The 22822-nt window shown below is 49.8% G+C and carries 25 protein-coding genes and 1 other RNA gene; 16 read left to right on the forward strand and 10 right to left on the reverse strand.

The window, feature by feature from the left end:
- Positions 1-3: 3 nt before the first annotated feature.
- The gene (gene dut, locus BLV87_RS10065; RefSeq protein WP_093068240.1) at positions 4-459 is read right to left on the reverse strand and encodes a dUTP diphosphatase; all 456 of its coding nucleotides are present in this window, start codon (positions 457-459) and stop codon (positions 4-6) included.
- A complete protein-coding gene (gene coaBC / locus BLV87_RS10070) occupies positions 446-1669 on the reverse strand; it encodes a bifunctional phosphopantothenoylcysteine decarboxylase/phosphopantothenate--cysteine ligase CoaBC (protein WP_093068243.1) in 1224 nt (407 codons plus the stop codon). Before coaBC ends, dut begins: the two co-directional genes overlap by 14 nt.
- Positions 1670-1722: 53 nt before the next feature.
- Between coaBC and radC the strand changes: the two genes are divergently transcribed.
- A complete protein-coding gene (radC, locus tag BLV87_RS10075) occupies positions 1723-2394 on the forward strand; it encodes a RadC family protein (RefSeq protein WP_093068245.1) in 672 nt (223 codons plus the stop codon).
- Positions 2395-2431: 37 nt separating this feature from the next.
- Positions 2432-3145, forward strand: a complete 714-nt coding sequence (locus BLV87_RS10080; protein WP_093068248.1) for a hypothetical protein — start codon at positions 2432-2434, stop codon at positions 3143-3145.
- A 229-nt stretch (positions 3146-3374) separates the two neighbouring features.
- On the opposite strand, the gene ssb is transcribed toward BLV87_RS10080, so the two are convergent.
- From ssb to dbpA, 3 genes are all read right to left on the reverse strand, one after another.
- Entirely contained in the window at positions 3375-3848 is a 474-nt protein-coding gene (gene ssb, locus BLV87_RS10085) for a single-stranded DNA-binding protein (protein WP_093068251.1), read from the reverse strand.
- A 33-nt stretch (positions 3849-3881) separates the two neighbouring features.
- On the reverse strand, positions 3882-5240 hold the full coding sequence (locus BLV87_RS10090) for an MFS transporter (protein WP_093068253.1): 1359 nt from the start codon (positions 5238-5240) through the stop codon (positions 3882-3884).
- 72 nt (positions 5241-5312) lie between these two features.
- Positions 5313-6689, reverse strand: coding sequence for an ATP-dependent RNA helicase DbpA (gene dbpA, locus BLV87_RS10095; RefSeq protein WP_093068256.1), 1377 nt, complete (start codon positions 6687-6689; stop codon positions 5313-5315).
- A gap of 41 nt (positions 6690-6730) precedes the next feature.
- Between dbpA and mnmC the strand changes: the two genes are divergently transcribed.
- A complete protein-coding gene (mnmC, locus tag BLV87_RS10100) occupies positions 6731-8632 on the forward strand; it encodes a bifunctional tRNA (5-methylaminomethyl-2-thiouridine)(34)-methyltransferase MnmC2/FAD-dependent 5-carboxymethylaminomethyl-2-thiouridine(34) oxidoreductase MnmC1 (RefSeq protein ID WP_093068259.1) in 1902 nt (633 codons plus the stop codon).
- Here the strand turns inward: mnmC and BLV87_RS10105 are convergent.
- Both BLV87_RS10105 and BLV87_RS10110 read right to left on the reverse strand, forming a co-directional pair.
- On the reverse strand, positions 8629-9075 hold the full coding sequence (locus BLV87_RS10105) for a hypothetical protein (RefSeq protein WP_093068262.1): 447 nt from the start codon (positions 9073-9075) through the stop codon (positions 8629-8631). The two genes, mnmC and BLV87_RS10105, sit on opposite strands and share 4 nt — an antisense overlap.
- Entirely contained in the window at positions 9065-9508 is a 444-nt protein-coding gene (locus BLV87_RS10110) for a hypothetical protein (protein WP_093068265.1), read from the reverse strand. The genes BLV87_RS10105 and BLV87_RS10110 overlap by 11 nt, the downstream gene beginning before the upstream one ends.
- A 186-nt stretch (positions 9509-9694) precedes the next feature.
- On the opposite strand from BLV87_RS10110, the gene BLV87_RS10115 reads away from it, so the two are divergent.
- Positions 9695-10372 (forward strand): c-type cytochrome, encoded by a 678-nt coding sequence (locus BLV87_RS10115; protein ID WP_093068267.1) that lies wholly within the window; start codon positions 9695-9697, stop codon positions 10370-10372.
- Positions 10373-10647: 275 nt separating this feature from the next.
- Here the strand turns inward: BLV87_RS10115 and BLV87_RS10120 are convergent, their stop codons facing one another.
- Positions 10648-11196 (reverse strand): sulfur globule family protein, encoded by a 549-nt coding sequence (locus BLV87_RS10120; protein WP_093068270.1) that lies wholly within the window; start codon positions 11194-11196, stop codon positions 10648-10650.
- Between the two features lie 180 nt (positions 11197-11376).
- Between BLV87_RS10120 and ssrA the strand changes: the two genes are divergently transcribed.
- Positions 11377-11741, forward strand: a transfer-messenger RNA (tmRNA) gene (ssrA, locus tag BLV87_RS10125).
- A gap of 50 nt (positions 11742-11791) precedes the next feature.
- Here the strand turns inward: ssrA and BLV87_RS10130 are convergent.
- A complete protein-coding gene (locus BLV87_RS10130; RefSeq protein ID WP_093068273.1) occupies positions 11792-12772 on the reverse strand; it encodes a hydrolase in 981 nt (326 codons plus the stop codon).
- Positions 12773-12814: 42 nt separating this feature from the next.
- Between BLV87_RS10130 and hisC the strand changes: the two genes are divergently transcribed.
- The 9 genes from hisC to BLV87_RS10175 all read left to right on the forward strand — a co-directional run bounded on the left by hisC (position 12815) and on the right by BLV87_RS10175 (position 20779).
- The gene (gene hisC, locus BLV87_RS10135; protein WP_093068276.1) at positions 12815-13867 is read left to right on the forward strand and encodes a histidinol-phosphate transaminase; all 1053 of its coding nucleotides are present in this window, start codon (positions 12815-12817) and stop codon (positions 13865-13867) included.
- Positions 13864-14619: a Nif3-like dinuclear metal center hexameric protein gene (locus BLV87_RS10140; protein WP_093068278.1), complete on the forward strand. Its 756-nt coding sequence runs from the start codon at positions 13864-13866 to the stop codon at positions 14617-14619. The genes hisC and BLV87_RS10140 overlap by 4 nt, the downstream gene beginning before the upstream one ends.
- Before the next feature lie 282 nt (positions 14620-14901).
- The gene (gene petA / locus BLV87_RS10145; RefSeq protein WP_093068281.1) at positions 14902-15504 is read left to right on the forward strand and encodes a ubiquinol-cytochrome c reductase iron-sulfur subunit; all 603 of its coding nucleotides are present in this window, start codon (positions 14902-14904) and stop codon (positions 15502-15504) included.
- The gene (locus BLV87_RS10150) at positions 15504-16931 is read left to right on the forward strand and encodes a cytochrome b (RefSeq protein ID WP_093068284.1); all 1428 of its coding nucleotides are present in this window, start codon (positions 15504-15506) and stop codon (positions 16929-16931) included. The genes petA and BLV87_RS10150 overlap by 1 nt, the downstream gene beginning before the upstream one ends.
- Positions 16932-16942: 11 nt before the next feature.
- On the forward strand, positions 16943-17701 hold the full coding sequence (locus BLV87_RS10155) for a cytochrome c1 (RefSeq protein ID WP_093068286.1): 759 nt from the start codon (positions 16943-16945) through the stop codon (positions 17699-17701).
- Positions 17702-17785: 84 nt separating this feature from the next.
- Positions 17786-18415 carry a glutathione S-transferase N-terminal domain-containing protein gene (locus BLV87_RS10160; RefSeq protein ID WP_093068289.1) on the forward strand — a complete coding sequence of 210 codons (630 nt, stop codon included), beginning with the start codon at positions 17786-17788 and terminating at the stop codon, positions 18413-18415.
- On the forward strand, positions 18412-18930 hold the full coding sequence (locus BLV87_RS10165) for a ClpXP protease specificity-enhancing factor (protein WP_093068293.1): 519 nt from the start codon (positions 18412-18414) through the stop codon (positions 18928-18930). The genes BLV87_RS10160 and BLV87_RS10165 overlap by 4 nt, the downstream gene beginning before the upstream one ends.
- 5 nt (positions 18931-18935) lie before the next feature.
- The gene (folA, locus tag BLV87_RS10170) at positions 18936-19421 is read left to right on the forward strand and encodes a type 3 dihydrofolate reductase (protein ID WP_093068294.1); all 486 of its coding nucleotides are present in this window, start codon (positions 18936-18938) and stop codon (positions 19419-19421) included.
- A 20-nt stretch (positions 19422-19441) separates the two neighbouring features.
- Positions 19442-20779 carry a dihydroorotase gene (locus BLV87_RS10175; RefSeq protein WP_093068297.1) on the forward strand — a complete coding sequence of 446 codons (1338 nt, stop codon included), beginning with the start codon at positions 19442-19444 and terminating at the stop codon, positions 20777-20779.
- Here the strand turns inward: BLV87_RS10175 and BLV87_RS10180 are convergent.
- The gene (locus BLV87_RS10180; protein ID WP_093068300.1) at positions 20776-21666 is read right to left on the reverse strand and encodes a formylglycine-generating enzyme family protein; all 891 of its coding nucleotides are present in this window, start codon (positions 21664-21666) and stop codon (positions 20776-20778) included. The two genes, BLV87_RS10175 and BLV87_RS10180, sit on opposite strands and share 4 nt — an antisense overlap.
- A gap of 138 nt (positions 21667-21804) precedes the next feature.
- On the opposite strand from BLV87_RS10180, the gene BLV87_RS10185 reads away from it, so the two are divergent.
- Both BLV87_RS10185 and pilV read left to right on the forward strand, forming a co-directional pair.
- Positions 21805-21987, forward strand: coding sequence for a hypothetical protein (locus BLV87_RS10185; RefSeq protein ID WP_093068302.1), 183 nt, complete (start codon positions 21805-21807; stop codon positions 21985-21987).
- 265 nt (positions 21988-22252) lie between these two features.
- The gene (pilV, locus tag BLV87_RS10190; protein ID WP_093068305.1) at positions 22253-22822 is read left to right on the forward strand and encodes a type IV pilus modification protein PilV; all 570 of its coding nucleotides are present in this window, start codon (positions 22253-22255) and stop codon (positions 22820-22822) included.

Genomic DNA, 22822 nt, shown 5'->3' on the forward strand with positions numbered 1-22822 from the left:
GGTTTAGTGCCTACCGGAATGCCCAAAGCCACCTTTGCCACGGTGCGACTGGTCGAAATCGTCGACCTGTTGCAGCGCTACTTGCACCACCGGCACAAACACCAGTTGCGCAATGCGTTCGCCCGGTTGAATCGTGAAACTGGCACTGCCCCGATTCCAGCAGGAAATGAACAATTGCCCCTGGTAATCTGAATCAATCAAACCAACCAAATTCCCCAATACAATCCCATGCTTATGCCCCAACCCAGAACGTGGCAAGATGACGGCAGCAAGACTAGGGTCGCCGATGTGAATCGCAATGCCAGTTGGAATGAGGGTTGTGTCCCCTGCATTTAATTCCAGCGGCACATCCAAACAGGCGCGTAAATCCATTCCCGCTGAGCCAGTGGTGGCGTATGCGGGTAGCGGAAATTCAGTGCCAATGCGCGGGTCGAGGATTTTGTATTCAATCGTGGTCATGTGTCGGTTGCTTCCGTTGCAGGTATTGGGCTGCCACTAATTGCATCAAGGCGGTGGCAAGCGCGTGTTTATCCATTTCAGGCAGGGAGGTATGCCCGTCTTTCCACACCACTTCGAGCGCATTGGTGGGTTGGTCGAAGGCTTTGCCATCCGCCACCGAATTTGCTGCAATCATGTCGAGGTTTTTGCGTTCCAGTTTGCTGCGGGCGTAGGTCATCAGGTCGTGGGTTTCGGCGGCAAAGCCTACGGTGAACAGGTTCGGGTATGTTTGCTTGATGGTAGCCAAAATATCGGTGGTGCGCTGCATTTCCAGATGAAGGGTTGCCGCGTTCTTTTTGATTTTGCGGTCTGCTACGTTAACGGGGGTGTAATCGGCAACGGCAGCGGTGGCAATGAATACATCGGCTTGTTTGGCGGCGTCAAGGGTGGCGTTGAGCATGTCCGCAGCCGATTCTGTGATAACGCGGCTAACCCCAGCGGGGCAATCCAGCGCCACATGCCCGGAAACCAGCATAACGTCCGCGCCCATGCTGACCGCTGCGGATGCGACGGCGTAACCCATTTTGCCGGAACTGCGATTGGTGAGAAAACGTACCGGATCAATCGCTTCGCGGGTGGGGCCTGCGGTGATTAAGACGCGCACCCCTTGCAGCAATTGATCGGTGGCGCAACAGCTTGCTAATTCGCGCACAATGTCCGCAGGTTCGAGCATTCGCCCCAAGCCGGTATCGCCACAGGCTTGCACACCTTCAGCCGGACCAAACACCGTCACGCCGCGATGTTGCAAGGTTTGCAGATTGTGTTGGGTGGCGGCATGTTTCCACATTTGCTGATTCATTGCCGGGGCAACGATGAGGCGGGCAGTGGAGGCAAGGCAAACCGTACTCAACAAATCATCTGCCATGCCCCACGTTAAACGTGCCAAGGTATTGGCGGTGGCGGGCGCAATCAGAATCACATCGGCCCAGCGTGCCAATTCGATATGCCCCATGCCCATTTCGGCTTGCGGGTCGAGCAATTCGGTATGCACTGGATTGCCGGACAACGCTTGCAGCGTCAGCGGGGTAATGAACGCTTGAGCGGAAGCTGTCATGCAAACCCGAACGTTAGCACTTTGTTTTACCAACAAACGTACCAGTTCGGCAGATTTGTAGGCGGCAATACCGCCACTTATCCCTAAAAGGATGTTTTTACCGGGAAGGAATGACATAAGATTTGTGTTCTAAACCCTTCAATAATACAAAACAATAAAAGCACAACATTATGGCAATTACCGACTGGCCTCTTGACGAACGTCCCCGCGAAAAGCTGTTATCACGTGGCGCTCAAGCCTTATCTGACGCCGAATTACTGGCAATTTTCCTGCGGGTTGGCGTCAAGGGTAAGACGGCGGTAGACCTTTCGCGGGAGCTGTTGCAAACGTTTGGTAGTTTACGTCAATTATTTGACGCAGATGCACAAAATTTTTGTGCAACGCACGGTATGGGCGAAGCCAAATACGTGCAACTGCAAGCCGTGTTAGAAATGTCCCGTCGCTACTTAAGCGAAAAAATGCGCCGTGGTGACCCGTTGACGGATCCTGATGCAGTACGTTTTTATCTCACTTCTAAGTTACGCGATTACCGTTTCGAGGTGTTCGCCTGTTTGTTTATGGATACTCGTCACCGCGTGATTCAGTATGAGGAACTGTTCCGAGGGACAATTGATGGTGCAAGTGTACACCCGCGTGAAGTGGTGCGCCGTGCGCTCTATCACAATGCTGCCGCCGTTATTTTTGCTCACAATCATCCCTCAGGTGTTGCTGAACCGAGTCAAGCCGATGAGCGAATTACCCAAAAGCTCAAAGATGCCTTGCATTTGATTGATGTACGGGTATTAGATCATTTTGTGATTGGTGACCAAGTTGTATCGTTTGCTGAACGTGGGTTGTTGTAGAATGACGGTTTACCACCATGAAAAAAGGATTCATCCCATGATTACAGCCGAACAGGAAAAACAGGTCAGCGGCACAATGGAGCTGCTGAGTGCTTATATTGCTAACCCGCCTTGGGAAGAGTGGATGGTAGAAGTTTTCTCTGATGCCATTGCCTATGCTGCTGAAATGCTGGAGTTGTCTGGTGATGAGGTATTGGACTATCTGGAAGAAGAACCTTTAGGGCAAATGGTACATTCCCATGTTTTTGAACACTTTGTGACCACCGAAACCAATGAAGACGGTGAAACGGTATTGCAAGAATTCATGCGTGCCCGGGTACAGCAAGAGGAAAAGTCGTTTGCGTGCCAATATTTGGAAGCGTTCGCGCGTTCCGAACTCGCCCTGTGGGAAGTTGTGGGTAAGGTTGGCAAAAAAGTTGAAGTGCGTCGCTTAGGGGTGAGTGAACCAACCGTGTTGGCGCAACTGGATGCCACCAATATTCCTAGCAATATTTGTATCGCTTCACGTTTATTGAGTTTGCCTGATAATCAGTACATTTTTAGTTTTGGGATGCTGCCGATTGAGCGCACTGAAGCTGAAGAGATTTTGGCTTACCTAAAGCAAGTGCGTGCTGAAATGCTGGAAACCGCACAAACAGAAGTGCAAGAGCATGAGGCAGAAGACATTGAGGCGGCGATTACAGAGGAGCTGACTGATGTGATGTTCCACGAAACACTTACTGCATGGATTGGTCAAGGTTTTGAGAGTTGAGCAAAGAAAAAAGCCACCTATCAATAGGTGGCTTTAAATGGCTTTTTTAATTTTAGTGTTGTGTCTGTGTATTAATAGCTTGTCACAACATAATGAGTGCTTGTATTCCTCCTAGCTGGCGTCTATGCGCTTCTCCAGTACAAGCACTGGGAAAGATTATAGGGAGAGGGGACATGCTTGCCTACTGGCAACTAGGCCAGCTTATACAAGGGTACGCCCTAGATGAACATCAGAATGGGATGTCATCATCAAAGTCTTCAAAACCACGGTTTGAGTGGCTGTCAGCAGGTGCAGATGCTGGGGTATGACTAGGGGCGCTACTACGTGGTGAGTCTTCGTAGTTGCCTGCTCCCATGCCGCCACCGGGGCGTCCCCCCAGCATTTGCATGTCATCGGCGACAATTTCCGTAGTGTAGCGATCCTGACCATCTTGACCCTGCCATTTACGGGTACGCAATCTGCCTTCGATGTAAACCTGTTGGCCTTTACGCAGGTATTCACCGGCAATTTCCGCTAACCGGTTGAAAAAGACCACGCGATGCCATTCGGTGATTTCTTTTTTCTCACCACTTTGCTTGTCTTTCCATTGTTCGCTGGTGGCGATGCTAACATTGGTAATGGCACCACCGCTGGGCATATATTTGACTTCAGGGTCTTTGCCCAGTGTGCCGACCAAAATGACTTTGTTGATACCTCGTGCCATGTTCGTTCCTTATGTGAATATTTCTGTAAGATTCTACGCTGAAGGGGGGGAGAATGCATCCAAGGCTGTTTGATCCAGTATGGCTTTCTCAACTTTTAGGTAAGCAATGCACTCATCGACGGCGAGAGCGACTTCTTTGACCCCGGATACGGCTAACAGCTCAGCGTGTAAGCGTTGCGGATCTGAAAACAGTAAGGGGTCAAGCCTCAGCAACTTGCTCGTATAGAAGGTGGGTTGGGGCAATTGCAGGGCAACTAACAGCCATAAGCCGACAATAACGGCACTAAATAAAAAGACACCGGTTGCACCCCAGGTATGATTGACCATGCCTCCCAATGAGCCACCCGCAAAAATGCCGAGAAATTGTGAGCTGCTGAAAATGCCCATCGCCGTTCCCTTGGTATTGACGTCGGAATATTTAGCGACCAAGGAGGGTTGCACTGCTTCTAAAAAATTGAAGCCAATAAAAAATAGCCCAAAAGCAAGTAATAACCAACTAATCTGAGCGTGACCCACCGCCATGAGCAGTTCTGCGGCAATTAATGCCGTTGTGGAACCCAATAAGAGGGGGCGAATCTTGCGTTGCTTTTCAGCCAAAATAATCAAGGGAATAGAAAGTAAAAATGAGCCGATGAAAACGGGTAAATAAATTTTCCAATGCTCTGCGGTAGGCAGCCCTAATTCATGCGTAAATAGCGTTGGTAATACCAAAAAGTTGGCGGTCATCACCAAATGTAGGATAAATACGCCCGCATTCATGCGTAACAAGGCGGTATTGCCGAGTGCAATACCCAAATAGCCTTTGATAATGCCAGCGTCGCGATGCTGGAGGGTGCGAGCAGGTGTGGGAATAACAAACATGACCAACACAATGCCCAGTAATGCTAACAGCATGGTGAGCCAGAAAATGCTGGGTACACCACCGACTTGACTGACAATTGGCCCTAGAATCATCCCTAGCATAAAAGATACGCCAATGGTTAGACCGATAACCCCCATGGTGCGTATACGGTGTTCTTCACGAATCAAATCAGCCGCAAGTGCCATGGTTGGTGCTGCAACTGCTCCCATGCCTTGAATCATGCGCCCAATGACGATGAGCCACATGGATTGGGCGAGGGCTGCAACCACACTGCCTGCGGCAAAAATCAGTAACCCGCCAATAATCACTGGTTTGCGGCCTACTTTATCCGAGAGAATTCCCAGTGGAATCTGAAACACCGCTTGTGACAGGCCGTAAATGCCAATGGCTAAGCCTGCCAGAAACGGGGTCGAATCCGGCAAGGTTTCCGCATACAGCGCAAACACAGGCAGGATCATAAACAGACCTAACATTCGCACGGCATAAATGGCTGCAAGCGAGGCGGTGACACGCCATTCCAGACTATTCATAGGTTGGTTAATGCTCTATAAAGACGGGGTAGGGGCATATAGTAGCGGGTTTTGGGTAGTATGAAACATCCCTTACAATTGTTTTGCCTTGAATTTACGCCCTTTGATTTTGCCATTGAGTAAGCAATTGAGTGCTGGTTTGGCGGCACCACGTTCGATCGCGACATAGGCGGCGTAATCCAATATATCAATTTTGCCAACCGATTTGCCGTTGATGCCGCTTTCGCCCGTCAATGCACCGAGGATGTCGCCAGGGCGGATTTTTTCCTTACGTCCTGCTGCAATGCATAAGGTGACGTTGGTAGCTGGTTGTGGGTTTAGGGGAGCCTTAGGCAGAACAGAAATCACGTCGTAATCCAGCTCAGTTTTTTGTGCAATGCCGATGTCAGCGAGTTTATGGCGCTCCGCATCGGTGAGCAGGTTGAGTGCCATGCCTTCTTTACCTGCACGTCCGGTGCGCCCGATACGGTGGATGTAAATGTCAGCGTCATGAGGCAACTCGTAATTGATGACGCAGGGCAAATCTTCGATGTCTAAGCCGCGTGCTGCGACGTCAGTTGCCACCAAAAAATTGAGGCTGTTGTGTTTGAACTGCACGAGTACTTCGTCACGATCGCGTTGTTCCATTTCCCCGTGTAGCGCTTTGACACTGAAACCCAGTTGGCTCAAATGCTCAGTGATTTCGCGTACTCCGACTTTCATATTGCAGAAAATCACGGCAGAGCGTGGTTTGAAATGTGCTAGTAAAGTTTCCAGTGCGGGTAGGCGTTCGGTCTTATTGCAGAGGTAGGAGTATTGGTTGATCACGCCAGCAGTGTGTAAGGCTTCGGCTTTGACTTCAACGGGATTACGTTGAAATTGTGCACTCAGGCGTTTGATGTCGTCGGGGTAGGTAGCCGAAAACAGCAGCGTTTGGCGGTGTTTCGGGGTGAGGCTGATAATCTTGGCAATGTCTTCCATAAAGCCCATTTCCAACATGCGGTCGGCTTCGTCGAGTACCAAGGTGTGGATTTGGTTCAGGTTGATGGTGCGTTTGCCGATGTGGTCGTTGATACGCCCCGGTGTGCCGACAATGACGTGTGCGCCATGTTCTAAGGAGGCTGCTTGCGGGGCGAGTGGTTGCCCACCGGTTAGCGTTACTACTTTAATGTTGGGTTGATAACGCGCTATACGGCGGATTTCGGTGGCGACTTGAGTGCTGAGTTCACGTGTAGGGCAGAGTACTAATGCTTGCGCGGCAAAGTTTTGCGGGTCAAGTTTTGCCAACAAGGTAATGGCAAAGACGGCGGTTTTACCACTACCAGTTTTTGCTTGTGCAATAAGATCAGCGCCTTGTAGGGCAGGGGGCAGAGCTTTGGCTTGGATGCCGGTCATGAGTTTATAGCCCAAGTTACCAAGGTTGGCGAGTTGTTGGGTAGGAAGATTCAGATTAGCAAAAGAAGCAGGCATGGGGTGGCTCTTTGGTAAAAATGAGCATTATACTCCTTCCCATGCAAGAATTAACGCCCGCTCACATCGAACGCGACCCCACGGGTACGCCCTATGCGCCTGCTTTTGCGGACTGCTACTGTTCCCAGCAAGACGCTTTGGCAGAAACACGCCACGTTTTCTTGCAAGGCAATCAACTGCCGCAACGTTGGCAGGGCTGGCATCAATTTACCATTGCTGAGACCGGCTTCGGTACTGGGTTAAACTTTCTCGCCACTTGGCAGGCATGGCAAGCTGATTCACTGCGTTGCGAACGTTTGCATTTTATTTCCATCGAAAAGCACCCGATTCGCCTCGATACTTTGCGCGAACTGTTGGCCAATCAGCCGGAATTGCAACCCTTCAGTACTGAACTGTTGGCAAACTACCCGCCATTACTCGCCGGATTCCACCGCTTGAATCTCGCTAATGGGCGCGTCACCCTCACCCTGTGCTTCATGGATGTGCAAGCAGCCCTTGCCGAACTTGTCGCCCGTGTCGATGCTTGGTATCTGGATGGTTTTGCTCCCGCTCGCAACCCCGCTATGTGGAGTTTGCCTGTGATGCAAGGCATTGCCCAACTCAGCCATGTCAACACTACCTTGGCAACCTTTAGCGCAGCCAGTGAGGTGCGCCGTACCTTGCAGGTTGCTGGTTTCCATGTCGCCAAATGCAAAGGCTTTGGTAAAAAGCGTGAAATGCTCACCGCTACACTACCGGAAAGCTGTGTATGCCAACGTGTGGAACCGTGGTTTGCTCTTCCAGCACCTGCCCAGCCCCAGCCTGCTCATGCTACGGTTATTGGTGGTGGAATCGCGGGTTGCCAAATGGCATACGCACTGGCGCAACGGGGTTGGCAGGTAACGTTATGGGAACGCCACGCCCGCCTTGCGACGGAAGCTTCCGGCAACCGTGCGGGGGTATTGACCCCCAAGATGACGGCTGAGGCAAGTTGGGGTGAAACCTTTTATCGCCAAGCCTTTTTGTCTGCTATTCGCCAAATTCGCCAACTGGAAGCAATGGGACAATACATCGACTGGGCGCAATGCGGCGCATTGCAATTGGCACATGAGCCGCGTGAAGCAGCACGGCAGCAAGCGCTTCTGGCGCGTGAATTGCCAGTCGACTTTATTCAAATACTGAACCAAGCAGCGGCTTCGGCGGTGGCGGGTATTGCGTTGCCAACGGGGGCGAGTTATTTCCCGCAAGCAGGGTGGTTGAACCCCGCCAGTTTATGTGCGGCTTTGGTTGCCCATGAGCGTATTGAGGTGCGTACCTTGAGTGCTATGCAAGCATTACCCGCTAATGGCGTGACGATTATTGCCGGTGGGCGGGAGGTAGATCAGTTTGCAGCCAGTGCTGGTTTGCCGTTTATGCCAGTGATGGGGCAAACCAGTGTCGCCGCAGCAACGCCGGATAGTAGCCGCCTGAAAACAACGTTGGGGCATGAAGGCTATTTGACCCCAGCGTTGATGGGGAAGCATATTTTCGGGGCAACGTTTGTGCGTAATGTGCGCGAGCCAGTGTTAACGGTGGCGGCTAATGCAGTGAATACACAGCAACTGGCGGATTATTTACCTGATTTTGCCGCCTCACTTGGCACAGTGACAGCGAGTCATGCAGCGATTCGGATGACGACACCCGACCGTTACCCTGTGGTGGGAGCATTGCCGGATCGGGAGTTTTTTCAACGAGCGTATGCGGATTTGCGGCATGGCAGAGTGAACCAAGCGTTTCCTCCCGCACGTTATCAGCCGGGGGTGTGGGTGTTGGCCGGTTTCGGTTCGCGTGGTTTGACGACCAGTGGTTTAGGTGCGGAATTACTGGCGGCGCTGCTGATGGGAGAGCCGCTGCCGTTACAGGCAACCTTGTATGGCAACCTGCATCCGGCACGTTTTCTGATTCGTCAGCTTAAGCGTGGTTAGGGTTGGGACGCTGTGGCAGTTTGTTCTGCGGCACGTATTTTACTGATTTCAGCATCCAATGTTTGAATGGTGATTTCGCCTTGTTCCAATTTTTGTTGCAGGTGCTGATTTTCTTGTTCGATGGCTTGCAGTTGTTGTAGGGCTTGTTTTAGGGATTCGCGCATCTTGTCGTAGTTGTTGCGTTCGTCTGCGCTCAACTTTTTCAAATCATCCGGTGTGAGTTCGGGAATGGTGAGCAGTGGTGGAGGAGTGCTGTTGGTGGGTGGTAAAACGGGTTCGGCGGCTGTTTTAGTGGGTGCTGGTTCTTTGAAAGGGCTGCTGAGAATCACGGCAGCTTCAGGCGGGGCTTGCAGGGCAGGCATTAGGTACAGCATGACACCGCCTGTAATCAATAAGATGCTGGCGAGTACGCTTACGACAGTAATGGGGTCTTTAGTGGGCATGGTTAAACAGCTTTTGCCACCAGCGGCGGCGGTTGTTGGGTTGTGGGAGGGCGGCAGGTAAATTGATCGGTTGCATTTGGGAGAGTATCCAGCCCGGTAAGGGGGGGATGGCACTTGAGCCACAGGCGGAACCTAAGTTATGTGGGTCAAATACTTTTATGTAAGTGGGTTGTTGCATATTATCGACGTACACAATGCCACAGTAATCTTCTTGGTGTTCGCGGTGTAACAAGGTGTTGAGTTCACGGATAATGTTTTCCAGCGATTCGCCGGTGTGAGGGGAGGTCGGTGGTTCTTCTCCTACTGCGTAAATATACCAGCCTGCTTGTTTGCCGATAAGTACGCGTTGCCAGAGTTCATCCAATTGATGCCAACGCAGTATGCCAAAAAAGTTGCCTCGAAAGGCTTGCAGAAAAGGGTGTATTTCGCTCATATTGGCTTGATTCGATGGAAAAAGGTGTCAGCATAATTCGCAGTCACTGGATTCTCAAGCCTGATGTGTTTTTGAATACACTTAATTGACATCACTATATGCCTCCATTAGGATGAACGCCCATTGATATTCCTTTCACAATAATGTATTTAGCATTCCGTATTACAAATTCAGGAGAAGTTAGTCATGAAAAAAATCACCATCAGTATTTCTGCTTTGTTCCTCGCGTTGGGTGTTCTGAGTGGTTGTGGCGAGAAGAAAGAAGAAGCGCCAAAAGCGGAAGCACCTGCTGCGGAACAAAAACCTGTTGAACAAGCCGCGCAAACAGCACCAGTGGCAGAACCAGCTCCAGCGCCTGCCGCTGAACCAGCCGCGAGCAATAATCCAATGACGGCTATGACTGATGCTGCTAAAGCTGCTGGTGATGCTGTTTCTCAAGCGGCAGATGCAACGACTCAAGCGGTTGGTGATGCAGCCAAAGCTGCTGGTGATGCAGCAACACAAGCGGCAGATGCAACGACTCAAGCGGTTGGTGATGCAGCCAAAGCTGCTGGTGATGCAGCAACACAAGCAACAGATGCAACGGCTAAAGCAGCTACCGATGCAGTGGCAGCGGCAGGTGCTGTTGACGGCGAAAAGGTTTACAAAGGTCTGTGCTTCAGTTGCCACGACATGGGTGTTGCTGGTTCACCTAAGTTAGGGGATAAAGCGGCATGGGGACCACGTATCGCCACGGGTATGGATGCACTTTACACAACATCTTTGAATGGTAAAGGCGCAATGCCAGCAAAAGGTGGTAACCCGGCGCTGTCTGATGCAGAAGTAAAAGCAGCTGTTGATTGGATGGTTTCTAAAGCAAAGTAATCGCACGCCCAGCGTTGCTATTATAGAAAAAGCCCCATTATGGGGCTTTTTTCGTTCAGAGCATGAAATCTAGATTAAGTGATATGCTGTCAATAGATTGATCATTGCTAATGAGATCAGTACCAGAATAAATTTATATTCAATGTCCATTGTCATAAACCTGATTGTTTTTATTAATTAATGTTGTCTATTTTTGATGGTGTACTTAAAAAATATCTCTCCACCAGTCCGTTTCAGTGTACGGATAGTTCAATTAATAAGCGCTTAATATTTGTTTAATTTGTAGGCGCTAGTGTGTGGTTGACGGCTGAGCCGTTAGCGGGAGCTAGTGCATTCATCTGTTGCTGAATTTGGCTAAAATCCGGTGCTTGCGTTATGGGTAAGCCGTAACTCATCGGCATAGGGAAATACCCATACGGTATGTTGTAAAACGGATAATAATTCCCCATTCCTGTATAGGATTGGGTATAGCCATATAGGTTGTTGTAGCCTAATCCATTATTATCAGTGTAGCCTTGTAAATAGGCATTGGTTTGTCCGCCGCTACTCTCATATACATCTGACGCTATGTCTGTTCTGCCTTTGCCTTGAAAATTTAGGCTGAAATCTACCTCAGCATCGGTATTACTTGAGCCGCGCACCCAGCCACTTGCCTCGCTGTTTCCGGCGTTATAACTTTGCCCCGTGACATTGGCTTGCCCTTGTTCAGCGCTATCAGCTTGACCCGCACTCCGATTATTGTCGAAGCCTTCAAAAAACTCAGCAGAGAGCTGACTTGATACGGTAAGTAAGACTATCAATAGTGCAATTTTAGTGAATTCCATGACTGACTCCTCCTAACGGATTCATCTTAAAAGATTGTTCTTCTTATATTGGGTTAGTGATGATGTAAGTCAAGCTTTGTTTGCCGTTGAGCAGGTAAATATGATTCATTGAGAGGAACTACATGACACTTGCTGTGTCAAACCGTATAATCACAAGTCCAGCAACTTTTGCGGAACGACGGGGGCGACTTGGCTTCGACGTGGATCACAAAGTCTGGGGAGCATGTAGTGGATGTGGTGACCACTTAAATTCTAGTCACAAACAATAGTCGCAAACGACGACTCTTACGCTCTCGCCGCTTAATAACCGGTAGTTAGCTGTCTGATCGCTACTGTGCTTATGCAGTACGAATATTCAGGCATCATCCAATCATAAGATCGTGCGGGAGGCTCGCCCAAGGCCAAACCACTAAACAGTATTGGGACAGCCTGTGAGCAGCCTGTCAGTTGGCGGCAATCGGGTTAAATAAACGACTGACTAAACATGTAGTAGCCTTCAGATGGAGGGTTTGCGGACGCGGGTTCAATTCCCGCCGCCTCCACCAAATACGACCCGGTAGTTCATTGAATTATCGGGTTTTTTTATGCTATGAGTTTAATAGAGGCGGCGGGAATTGAACCCGCGTCCTTGCAACCACTCGATCATCCGCCTTTCCAGCCAATAGTCAGCCCGCCAAGGCACACGACCCGCCACAAAACCCACGTGCCCGCCGTGCGTCGTCAATTCCAGCGTGACGCTATCACTCAACATGGCTTCCGTCGGCGCAGTGGTCGGGTACATAAACGGATCATCTTGCGAATGAATAATCAGCGTTGGGATTTCAATACGTTGCAGAAATTGCTGTGAACTGCTGCGGCTGTAGTAATCTTCCGCCCCGGCAAAGCCATTCAGCGGCGCAGTGATTTGATCGTCGAAAGCAAACAGCGTCTTGAGTGTATTCAAATCGACCGCTAACGGACTGGTCATTTGGCTGAATTTTCTACGATAGGATGCCTTGAGTTTGTTGACCAGATAACGTCCGTAGACGACAGAGAAACCCCGTTCCAGCTTGCAAGCGCATTCCTGCAATTGGAATGGCACGGAAACCGCAATCGCCGCTTGCAAACCAGCGTTCGCACCCATTTCGCCGAGGTGTTTCAAAATCAGGTTGCCACCGAGTGAGAAACCGATGGCGGCGTTGGGCATTCGTTGGGTTTGCTGCAAATACACCAGCACTTCCGCAATGTCAGCCGTGCGCCCGGAATGGTAACTGCTCGGCAAGCGATTGTGTGTGCCGCTACAGCCGCGCAAATGCATGAAAATACTAGCAAAACCTGCTTGATGCAACGCTTGCATCAGCGTTTGCGCGTAGTGCGATTGCAACGAACCTTCCAGCCCGTGAATCACCAACACCAGCGGCGTATTTGGGCGCGGATACCAAGCAAGGTCGATGAAATCACCGTCGCTGAGTTCAACCCGTTCGGCTTGCAGGGGCAGTTGTACGCGGCGGCGTAAGAATACTGGCCAGAGGGTTTGCAGGTGGGGTGAGCGTAACCACCATGCGGGGCGAAAGGTCGATTGCTGGATTCGTTTCATCCCTATATCATCACACGTTTCTATTCTCCACCGGAAGCACGCATGAGCCAATATTGGAGCAAGCTGGTACACAATCTCGACCCGTATGTACCGGGTGAACAGCCGAAAGACCAGCGTTACATCAAGCTGAATACTAACGAATGCCCGTACCCGCCCTCACCGAATGCACTCGCGGCGATTCACGCGGCGGCGGATGAGCGCTTGCGGCTGTACCCCGACCCGAATGCGGACGAGCTGAAGGATGCGATTGCCGACTATTACAATGTGCAACGCGCCAATATTTTCGTCGGCAATGGTTCGGATGAGGTGTTGGCGCACGTTTTCCAAGGCTTACTCAAGCACGATGCGCCGTTGCTATACCCCGACATTAGCTACAGTTTTTACCCCGTTTACGCCAATCTTTACCAGATTAATGCGCAACAAATCCCCTTGCGTGAGGATTTTCGGGTGTGTCTGGGCGATTATGCGGTGGATAACGGCGGGATTATTTTCCCCAATCCGAATGCGCCCACTAGCATGGCATTGGGTTTGGAGGCGATTGAAGCCTTGTTGCAAACTCACGCGGAATCCGTGGTGGTCGTGGATGAAGCTTACGTTGATTTTGGGGCGCAAACCGCGATTCTGCTGATCGACAAGTACCCGAATTTGTTGGTGGTGCAAACGTTCTCCAAGTCGCGTTCGCTGGCGGGCTTGCGGGTTGGGTTTGCGGTGGGGCATCCTGATTTGATCAATGCGCTGGAGCGGGTGAAAAATTCTTTCAACTCTTACCCCTTGGGGCGCATGGCGATTGCGGGTGCAGCAGCGGCGATGCGTGACAAAGCGTATTTCGAGGATACTTGCCAGAAAATTATCGCTACCCGTGAGATGACGGTGCAAAGCCTGACCGAGATGGGTTTCAGCGTGTTGCCGTCAGCGGCGAATTTCGTGTTTGCGCGTCCACCGGCGGGTAATGCAGAAAGTTTATATCTGGCACTAAAGCAGCGCGGTGTCTTGGTGCGTTACTTCAATAGGCCGCGTATTAACGAATATTTGCGGATTACCATCGGTACGGATGAGGAAATGGCAACCTTCCTGAGCATATTGGCTGAGCTATGAATCTCTACACACTCGAAACCCACATCAATACCTTGCTGAATGTCAGCAAGTTCCGCGATTACGCGCCGAATGGCTTGCAAGTCGAGGGTAGGGCGGAAGTTAAGCGCATTGTCACAGGTGTCACCGCTTCGCAAGCCTTGCTGGATGCAGCGGTGGAACATAATGCCGATGCGGTATTAGTACATCACGGTTATTTCTGGAAGGGTGAGTCGCCGGTGATTCGTGGCATGAAAAAACGCCGGATTGCGACTTTGCTCCAGCATGACATCAGCTTGTTGGGCTATCACTTGCCGTTGGATGCGCATCCAACGTTGGGTAATAACGCGCAACTGGCAGCACGGCTGGGGATTTGCACCGAAGGCGTGATGGATGAACGTGAACTGCAAGGCGTGGGCAATGTTGGTTCGCTGGCTGAACCCGTGAGTTTGGACGCGTTTGGGCAACATGTTGCGGCAGTGTTAGGGCGTAAACCCTTGCTGATTACAGGTGGTGAGCATCCCATTCGGCGCATGGCATGGTGTACTGGTGGTGGACAAGGGCATATCCAGCAGGCTGTTGAGTTGGGGGTGGATGCGTATCTCAGTGGTGAAATTTCTGAACACACAGTGCATGTTGCACGGGAAAACGGCATTCATTACCTTGCGGCGGGGCATCATGCGACTGAGCGTTATGGCATTCAGGCGCTCGGAAACTATCTGGCAGAGCAATTCGGGCTGGAACATTATTTTCTGGACATCAATAACCCGGCATAAGTCAGGTTATTTTGTTTGTTTTTATGCTACTATTGCCGCGCCTTGCTGATGGGTCAGCCGTAAATGATCTAAATCAAAACCTTTGCGTTTTACCCATTAAGACACGGATTTCCGCTTGATTTTACATGTGAGTTCGGACATCCTACGTAGTCTTTTAGTATATGCTAATATAGCTATACCTAAGTTAATGGCTCAGATATTTAGTGCGGCTGCAAACATCATAACGGTGTGTTTGCAGGCGTGCAGCAGATTACGTTTTGAACATTTGGGAGAGTGCTAACGATGGCAAATTCTGGAGTAGATAAAGGCCGCCGCCGCGTCCTGATTGCCGCCACATCCGTGGTTGGGGCAGCAGGTGTGGCAGCGGTTGCGGCTCCGTTCCTTAATTCCTGGAATCCTAGTGCGCGGGCGCTTGCCGCTGGTGCACCGGTTGAGATTTCGGTGACTAAGGCCGAGCCGGGACAACAAATTCGTGTCATTTGGCGCGGTAAACCGGTTTGGCTGGTAAACCGCACCGCAGAAATGCTCGCTACCTTGGAAGGGTTGGCAGAGGCATTGAAAGACCCGAATTCTGAGAATGTGAAGCAGCAACCGGAATATGCCAAAAACTTGGCACGTACCCGTGAAGGTAAAGAGCAGTATTTGGTGTTGGTGGGGATTTGTACCCATTTGGGTTGTTCTCCGACTTATCGCCCGGAGGTGGCTCCGGCAGATTTGGGTGCGGACTGGAAAGGTGGTTGGTATTGCCCATGCCACGGTTCGCGTTTTGACTTGGCAGGTCGGGTTTACAAGAACGTTCCAGCCGGGGCAAACCTTGAAGTTCCCCCTTACTATTTCAAAGATGATAACACCATCGTCATTGGTGAAAACGGAGGCACTGCATAATGGCTGAACGTCCTGCACACAATTACACCGGTTTCTTGGGGTGGGTCGAAGACCGCTTCCCGATGATGGAAACTTGGCAAGCGCATTTGGCTGGTTACTATGCGCCTAAAAACTTCAACTTCTGGTATTTCTTCGGTTCACTGGCGATGCTGGTGCTGGTTATCCAGATTTTCTCTGGCCTGTTCTTGGCACTCCATTACAAACCGGATGCGAATCTGGCGTTTGCATCGGTTGAATACATTATGCGGGATGTGCCGGGTGGCTGGTTTATCCGCTACATGCACTCCACGGGCGCGTCAGCGTTCTTCATCGTGGTGTATCTACACATGTTCCGCGCCCTGATTTACGGGTCTTACAAGGGTAAACGTGAACTGATCTGGTTGATCGGCATGGCGATTTATCTGGTATTGATGGCAACCGCGTTCATGGGTTACTTGCTACCTTGGGGACAAATGTCTTACTGGGGTGCGCAGGTTATCATTAACTTGTTTAACACCATCCCCTATATTGGCGAAGGCTTGTCTACTTGGATTCGTGGTGACTTCGTATTAGGCGATGCAACCTTGAACCGCTTCTTTGCACTGCACTTCTTCCTACCCTCACTGATTTTGCCTGCTTTGGTGTTTGTTCACATTGTGGCATTGCACGCAGTGGGTTCTAATAACCCTGATGGTGTTGAAATCAAGCAAGGGCCTAAAGGCAACCGTTGGAGCGAAACGGCTCCGGCTGATGGTATTCCGTTCCACCCTTACTACTCTGTGAAAGATATTTTGGGTGTGGTGGTATTCCTGATTGGTTTCTTTGCCATTTTGTTCTTCGCACCAGAAGGCGGCGGCTACTTCATGGAAGCGCCTAACTTCGAGCCTGCGAATGCCCTGAAAACGCCTGAGCACATTGCGCCGGTTTGGTATTTCACACCGTTCTACACCGTATTGCGGGCAATTCCTGACCCGTTCTTGGGAACCTTGGCGATGTTTGGTGCGATTGCGGTACTGTTCGTGCTGCCGTGGATTGACCGTAACCCAGTGAAATCTTGGCGTTATCGTAACAGCGCTCACAAGATCAATTTGCTCTTGTTCGCAGCGGTATTCATTGTGTTGGGTTGGATGGGTGTTGAGGCGGTTACGCCTGCCTACAAAGAATTGGGTACTCGTATGACCCAAATCTACTTCATCTTCTTTGTGGTTCTGTGGATTCACAGCACGCCAGCGAAAGCAAAGTATGTGATGTGGTTTGGGATTTTGCTGGCGGCGATCGTCGCGTATGACATTATGTTCCGCTATATCCCCGGTGATGCAGAAGCGACCAGCCAAATGTTGATTCAGTTCATTTGGCCCGTAGCTTACTTGGCGTTGACGTTGTTGTTGCCTGCTTTCAAAGCAAGTTGCAACGCGGAAAAGCCCGTTCCAGACCGTGTGACAGGTTGAGGTGTAGCAACATGAAAAAATTTATTGTCAGTATAATGTTCGCACTGTCCGCGTCTCTGATGACCACTACCGCGATGGCGAGTGGCGGTGTTGAACTGGAAGATGCGAAAGTCGATATTCATAACCAGCCTAGCTTGCAACGTGGTGCGAAGTATTACGTTAACTACTGCATGGGTTGTCACTCCTTGAATTTCAGCCGCTACAACCGTGTAGCTGCTGACTTGGGTTTGACCGAAGAACAGGTGGCTAAAAACCTGATCTTTACCCGTGATGCGGATGGTGAGTTGGAAAAGCCGGGCGCGTTAATGAAGAACGGCATGTCTCAGAAGCAGTCTGCTGAATGGTTTGGTGCACCGCCACCGGATCTGTCGTTGGTAGGACGTTCACGCGGTTCGGACTGGATTTACAGTTATTTGAAAGCATTCTATGTCGACCCGACCCGTCCACTTGGTGCGAATAACACCGTATTCCCTAATGCGGGTATGCCGCATGTTTTGTGGGAATTGCAAGGTTGGCAGGAAAAGCATTGTACCAAAGGGGAAGGCGAACACGCGGTTGAGCATTGTGAGTTAAAATTGACTAAGGCGGGTAGTATGACGCCGGTTGAGTATGATCAAACTGTGCGTGATATTACTAACTTCCTGACTTATGTGGGTGAGCCTGCTAACTTGCACCGCAGTACTTACGGCATCTTCACGTTGTTGTTCTTAGTATTGTTCGCCGTGGTTGCGTACCTGCTCAAGAAGGAATACTGGAAAGACGTGCATTAATCTTTCATCGGTATAACACCTTGAAGCCACTCTAGTGTAATATAGAGTGGCTTTTTTGTTTTCAGTCCAGGGAGTTCCGCTTATATGGCTTCGCTTTCCAGCCGAAGATCTGTGATGACATTATTTTCCGCCCCCGACTGTGCAGACAGTCATCGGGTGCGTATTGTGCTGGCGGAAAAAGATATTACCGTCGACATTCTTAACATCAACCCCGATAACAAACCCGAAGACCTCGCGGAGTTGAACCCATACAACACCACCCCAACCTTGTTGGATCGTGATTTAGTGTTGTATGACGCCCGTATTATCATGGAATACTTGGATGAGCGTTTCCCACATCCACCCTTGATGCCGGTTGACCCTGTGACTCGTGCGCATTCCCGTTTGGCATTGTTCCGTATCGAAAAAGACTGGTTCTCACTAGTGCATGATATTGAACACGGTGATGAAGCAACGGCATCACAAGCACGCAAAATCTTGCGTGAAAGTGTGTTGTCTGCTGCTGAAGTGTTTGCAGTCAAACCGTATTTCCTCAGTGACGATTTTTCTTTAGTGGATTGTACGATTGCGCCGATCTTATGGCGTTTGCCGAAATACGGTATTGATGTGCCAGAGAAACAAGGCAAGCCTATTTTAAAGTACATGGAGCGAGTCTTTTCACGGGATGCGTTCCAGCAATCATTGAGTAAGGTTGAAAAGTCGATTCGCCCATGAACCAGTCTAACAACCCACCTATACCCCCTAGTACCCCGAAACGCCCGTATTTATTACGTGCTTTCTATGAGTGGATCGTGGATAACGGCATGACCCCGCACATCTTGGTGGATGCCCGTTCTACCGAAGTTAGTGTGCCACGTCAATTCGTCAAAGATGGCAGTATCGTGCTTAATATTAGTATGACCGCTGCGAATAATTTGATGATGGATAACGACAAAGTGACCTTCAATGCACGTTTTGGTGGTCGAGCAATGTCGATTTGGTTACCGATGTGGTCGATCATGGCGATTTATTCGCGTGAAACCCAAGACGGGCTGCATTTCCCGCTAGAAGAATATTCCGAGAATATGCAAACCCCTGAATCTGGAATGTCAGCGGCTAGTCCCATTGCGTTGGCAACGGTGGGTGGAGCGGCTGTCAGCGAAACCGGTACCGAAGCAGACGATGGTGGTCAGGATGAGCCGCCACCACCTAAACCTACTAAACGTCCAGCGTTGCGGGTGGTAAAATAAAACCAATGTTATCCCTGATTGCTGCAATGGCACATCAGCGGGTGATTGGGTGCAACGGTGCTATGCCGTGGCATTTACCGGCTGATTTAGCGTGGTTTAAGCGAAATACCCTAGGAAAGCCCATCATTATGGGGCGTAAAACATGGGATTCGATTGGACGTGCGTTACCGGGGCGGCGCAATATCGTGATTTCGCGGGATGTAGCATTCCAGCCTGTCGGTGCGGAACGTGTTAACTCACCGGAAGCGGCACTTGACTCCATTACTGATGCGCCAGAAATCATGGTCGTCGGTGGAGCACAAATTTACCAGCATTTCCTCATGGTGGCCGATCGTCTGTATTTAACTCTAATTGATGCTGATTTTACAGGTGATACTTTTTTTCCCGACTATAATCAGCATCAATGGCGCACTTTAGAGCAGGCCAATTACCCTGCTGACGCTAAAAACCCTTATTCCTATTCTTTTCTGATTCTTGAACGGGAATCCTGATCCCAAGGAGACTCTTCCCCATGAGTTCACTGTTGATTGTCAATGCTAATGTGGTTAATGAAGGGCAGATTTTTGAGGCCGATGTATTAGTCCGCAACGGGCGTATCGAGGCTATCGGTCAGCAATTGTCAGCGCCAGACATTGAAGTGCTGGATGCGGCTGGTCGCTATTTGATGCCCGGTATGATTGATGATCAGGTGCATTTTCGTGAGCCGGGGATGACTCACAAGGCTGATATGGCAACAGAAAGCCGTGCAGCAGTAGCGGGTGGTATTACCAGTTTTATGGATATGCCGAACACTGTGCCTAACACCCTGACTTCTGCGATTCTCAATGAGAAAAAACAGTTAGCTGCGGGTCGGTCTGTGGGAAATTATGCTTTCTATCTCGGTGCTTCTAACGATAATCTTGAAGCGATTAAAGCGCTGAATCCTAAGGATGCGTGTGGGATAAAAGTATTCATGGGTGCGTCAACAGGTAATATGTTGGTCGATGACCCAGAGGTGTTGGAGCAAATTTTCACTCATGCGCCTACCCTGATTGCAGCGCATTGCGAAGATACGCCAACCATTATGGAAAATGAGGAAAGTTACCGTAGTATTTACGGTGACAACATCCCGTTTAGTTTGCACCCCATTATTCGCAGTGAAGCGGCTTGCTATAAATCATCGTCAATGGCGATGGAGTTGGCGAAGCGTTGCGGTACGCGCTTGCATATTCTGCATATTTCGACGGCTAAAGAAGCGGAGATGTTTGCTGATCTCGACTTGAAAGATAAGCGAATTACGGCAGAGGCTTGTGTGCATTTCCTGCATTTTGCTGATGAAGATTACGCCAGCAAAGGTGCGTTAATCAAGTGCAACCCAGCGATTAAAACGGCGGAAGATCGTGCGGGTATCATTCAGGCATTATTGGATGGTCGGTTGGATGTGATTGGTACTGATCATGCGCCGCATACTTGGGAAGAAAAACACAACCCCAGTTACTTCAAGACACCTTCAGGTTTACCACTGGTGCAGCACGCACTCCCTCTGGTGTTAGAGCATTATCAGGATGGTATTTTTACATTGGAATTCATTGTCGAAAAAACCAGTCACGCAGTTGCAGAGATGTTCAATATCAAAGAACGAGGGTATATCCGTGAAGGTTATTGGGCGGATTTGGTGTTGGTTGATTTGGAGCAGCCATTCACCTCGACGCACGCTAACAGCTTATCAAAATGTGGGTGGACTCCCTTTGATGGTTATGAATTCCGCTCAAGCATTACTGCTACCCTTGTGAACGGACAGTTGGTTTGGAAAGATGGCAAGTTGCTGGATGTTGTGCCAAAAGGTATGGCGCTGGAATTTGATCGTTAAAGTTCGCGTACTACCCGAAAGCCAAGGTTAGTATCCATTTCATCCATGTAGCGTTTCTTGCGAGCAGCGCTTCTGGCACGCGCTGCAGGATCGAACCATGATCCGCCTTTGGTGACATACCAGTAAGGGTTAGCTGCTACTGATGGGCTGCCATCACGATTAGCATTGAGGTGGGAGCTTGTCCAATGATCTTGCGTGAATTCCCAAACATTACCGTGCATGTCGTGCAATCCCCATGCATTCGGAGTTTGCAAACCAACCTCGCTGGCTTTAGGGCTAGGGAAGCAACGTGGCATGAACCATGAGCGCTTTTCAGGTTGTTCTCGGTAAGGAAAGAAAGGATTGAAGTGGACTTCTCGGCAACTGACGTCTTCGCCGTGATGAAACGGTGTGGTGGTTCCAGCACGAGCGGCATATTCCCATTCTGCTTCGGTTGGTAAACGGTAAGTTTTTCCTGTTTGCGTACTGAGCCATGCCAGAAATAATTTGACATCCTCCATACGTATATTAATAGCGGGGTAACGGCCTTCGTGCCAGATGAGTTCTGGACGTAAAAACCATTCGGTCTCTTGGCGAAACTGTCGAAATTCCTCGCCGGTAATCGGGTAGATGCCGATAGCGAATGATTTTCGGATCATGGTAAGGTGGCGAGGGGCTTCATCGCGCTGATGGCCTAATTCACTAGGCTCTGAACCCATTTCAAAGCGCCCTGCGGGGATGACCGCTAATTCAGGGCCATTGATACCTGCTTTCAATGTATCGTGGAAATGTGGTGACAAGCCATGAGCGTTGGCTGTTTCTAGCTGTAACTGTTTAATTTGTTGAGTACTTAGTTCGTCAACAAATACTGTGTGCGATTCATAGGTAAGAGTTTCGGTCATCATCATGCTCAATCAGTAACAGGTAATATACTAAAGTTCTTGTATTATCCCCAAACTTAGTGGAAAGACAACACCAAAAAATTATTTTTGCACTATAGTTAAACTGAGGGTTAGTACTAGTGGTCAAAGCCGGGGAGCTGGTAGATGAATAGAAGACTTTTGGCTAGGGATAGTGTAAGGCAGCGGATTACCGCTCAGCTTTTGCTGGATGGTTTAATGCTTTATCGCCAAGATTTGGGTGATTTAGGGAAGCAATTAGAGCGCTTGCTACGTGAAGGTGGGGTGAAATCAAGTTTCGACGCTGCTTTTTCATTAAGGCTTCACTAAAAACATTGACATACGCATGAACCATTGGGACAGATGTAGCGACTCTTAGGGTAGCGCAACAGTGTCATAAGTCATGAGTTGAGAGTTTATAGCCCCGGTTCTACCGGGGTTTTTTTGTAAGGCGAATATTTATCCAGAAAATACCATTGATTCCCTAAATCAGGCAGCTTATCAGCATGATTTGTATTTTTCCTGCATAGATTTTTGTTTTCGGTATAATGGCTTTAGTTAATACGCCCCAATCATAATAGTAACAGGTGGCTCTATGCCGATACGCTTATCTTCCCGACGCCAACAGTCAGGTTTGAGCCTGCTTGAAGTTTTAATTGCCACGGTAGTGCTGTCTACTGGGTTACTTGGTCTTGCAGGTTTGCAAATTGCCGGGATGAAGACCACTCACAATTCCTATCAGATGCAACAAGCCACTTGGATTGTGCATGATTTATTGGAACAAATGCGAGCAAATCGGACAGAAGTGTTTCGTGTCGACACGGATTCTTCTCCTGCTTCCAATTATTTATTGCCTGAGCTTACCAATGCGGCCACTTTTTGCGGGAATCCTGCCCCGACTAACTGCGCCACTACAACTTGTACCAAGGAGGCGGTTGCCTCCTATGACCTTTACAGAACGTTGTGTGGGTATGGAGCAACCAGTGGTATCAGTAATGTTTTGATGGGAGGGCAGTTGCAAATTACCTGCCCAACCAATAATTGCCGTAATGGTGTGACCATAAATTTGCAGTGGGATGAACGTAATGCAACCCGTCAGGCGGATTTCGATGGCGGCACGGATGGCATTGAAACCTTCACGATCAATCTGAATGCTGTGTTGTAG

Origin of the sequence: Thiothrix caldifontis (assembly GCF_900107695.1) — a bacterium.
Lineage (GTDB): Bacteria > Pseudomonadota > Gammaproteobacteria > Thiotrichales > Thiotrichaceae > Thiothrix > Thiothrix caldifontis.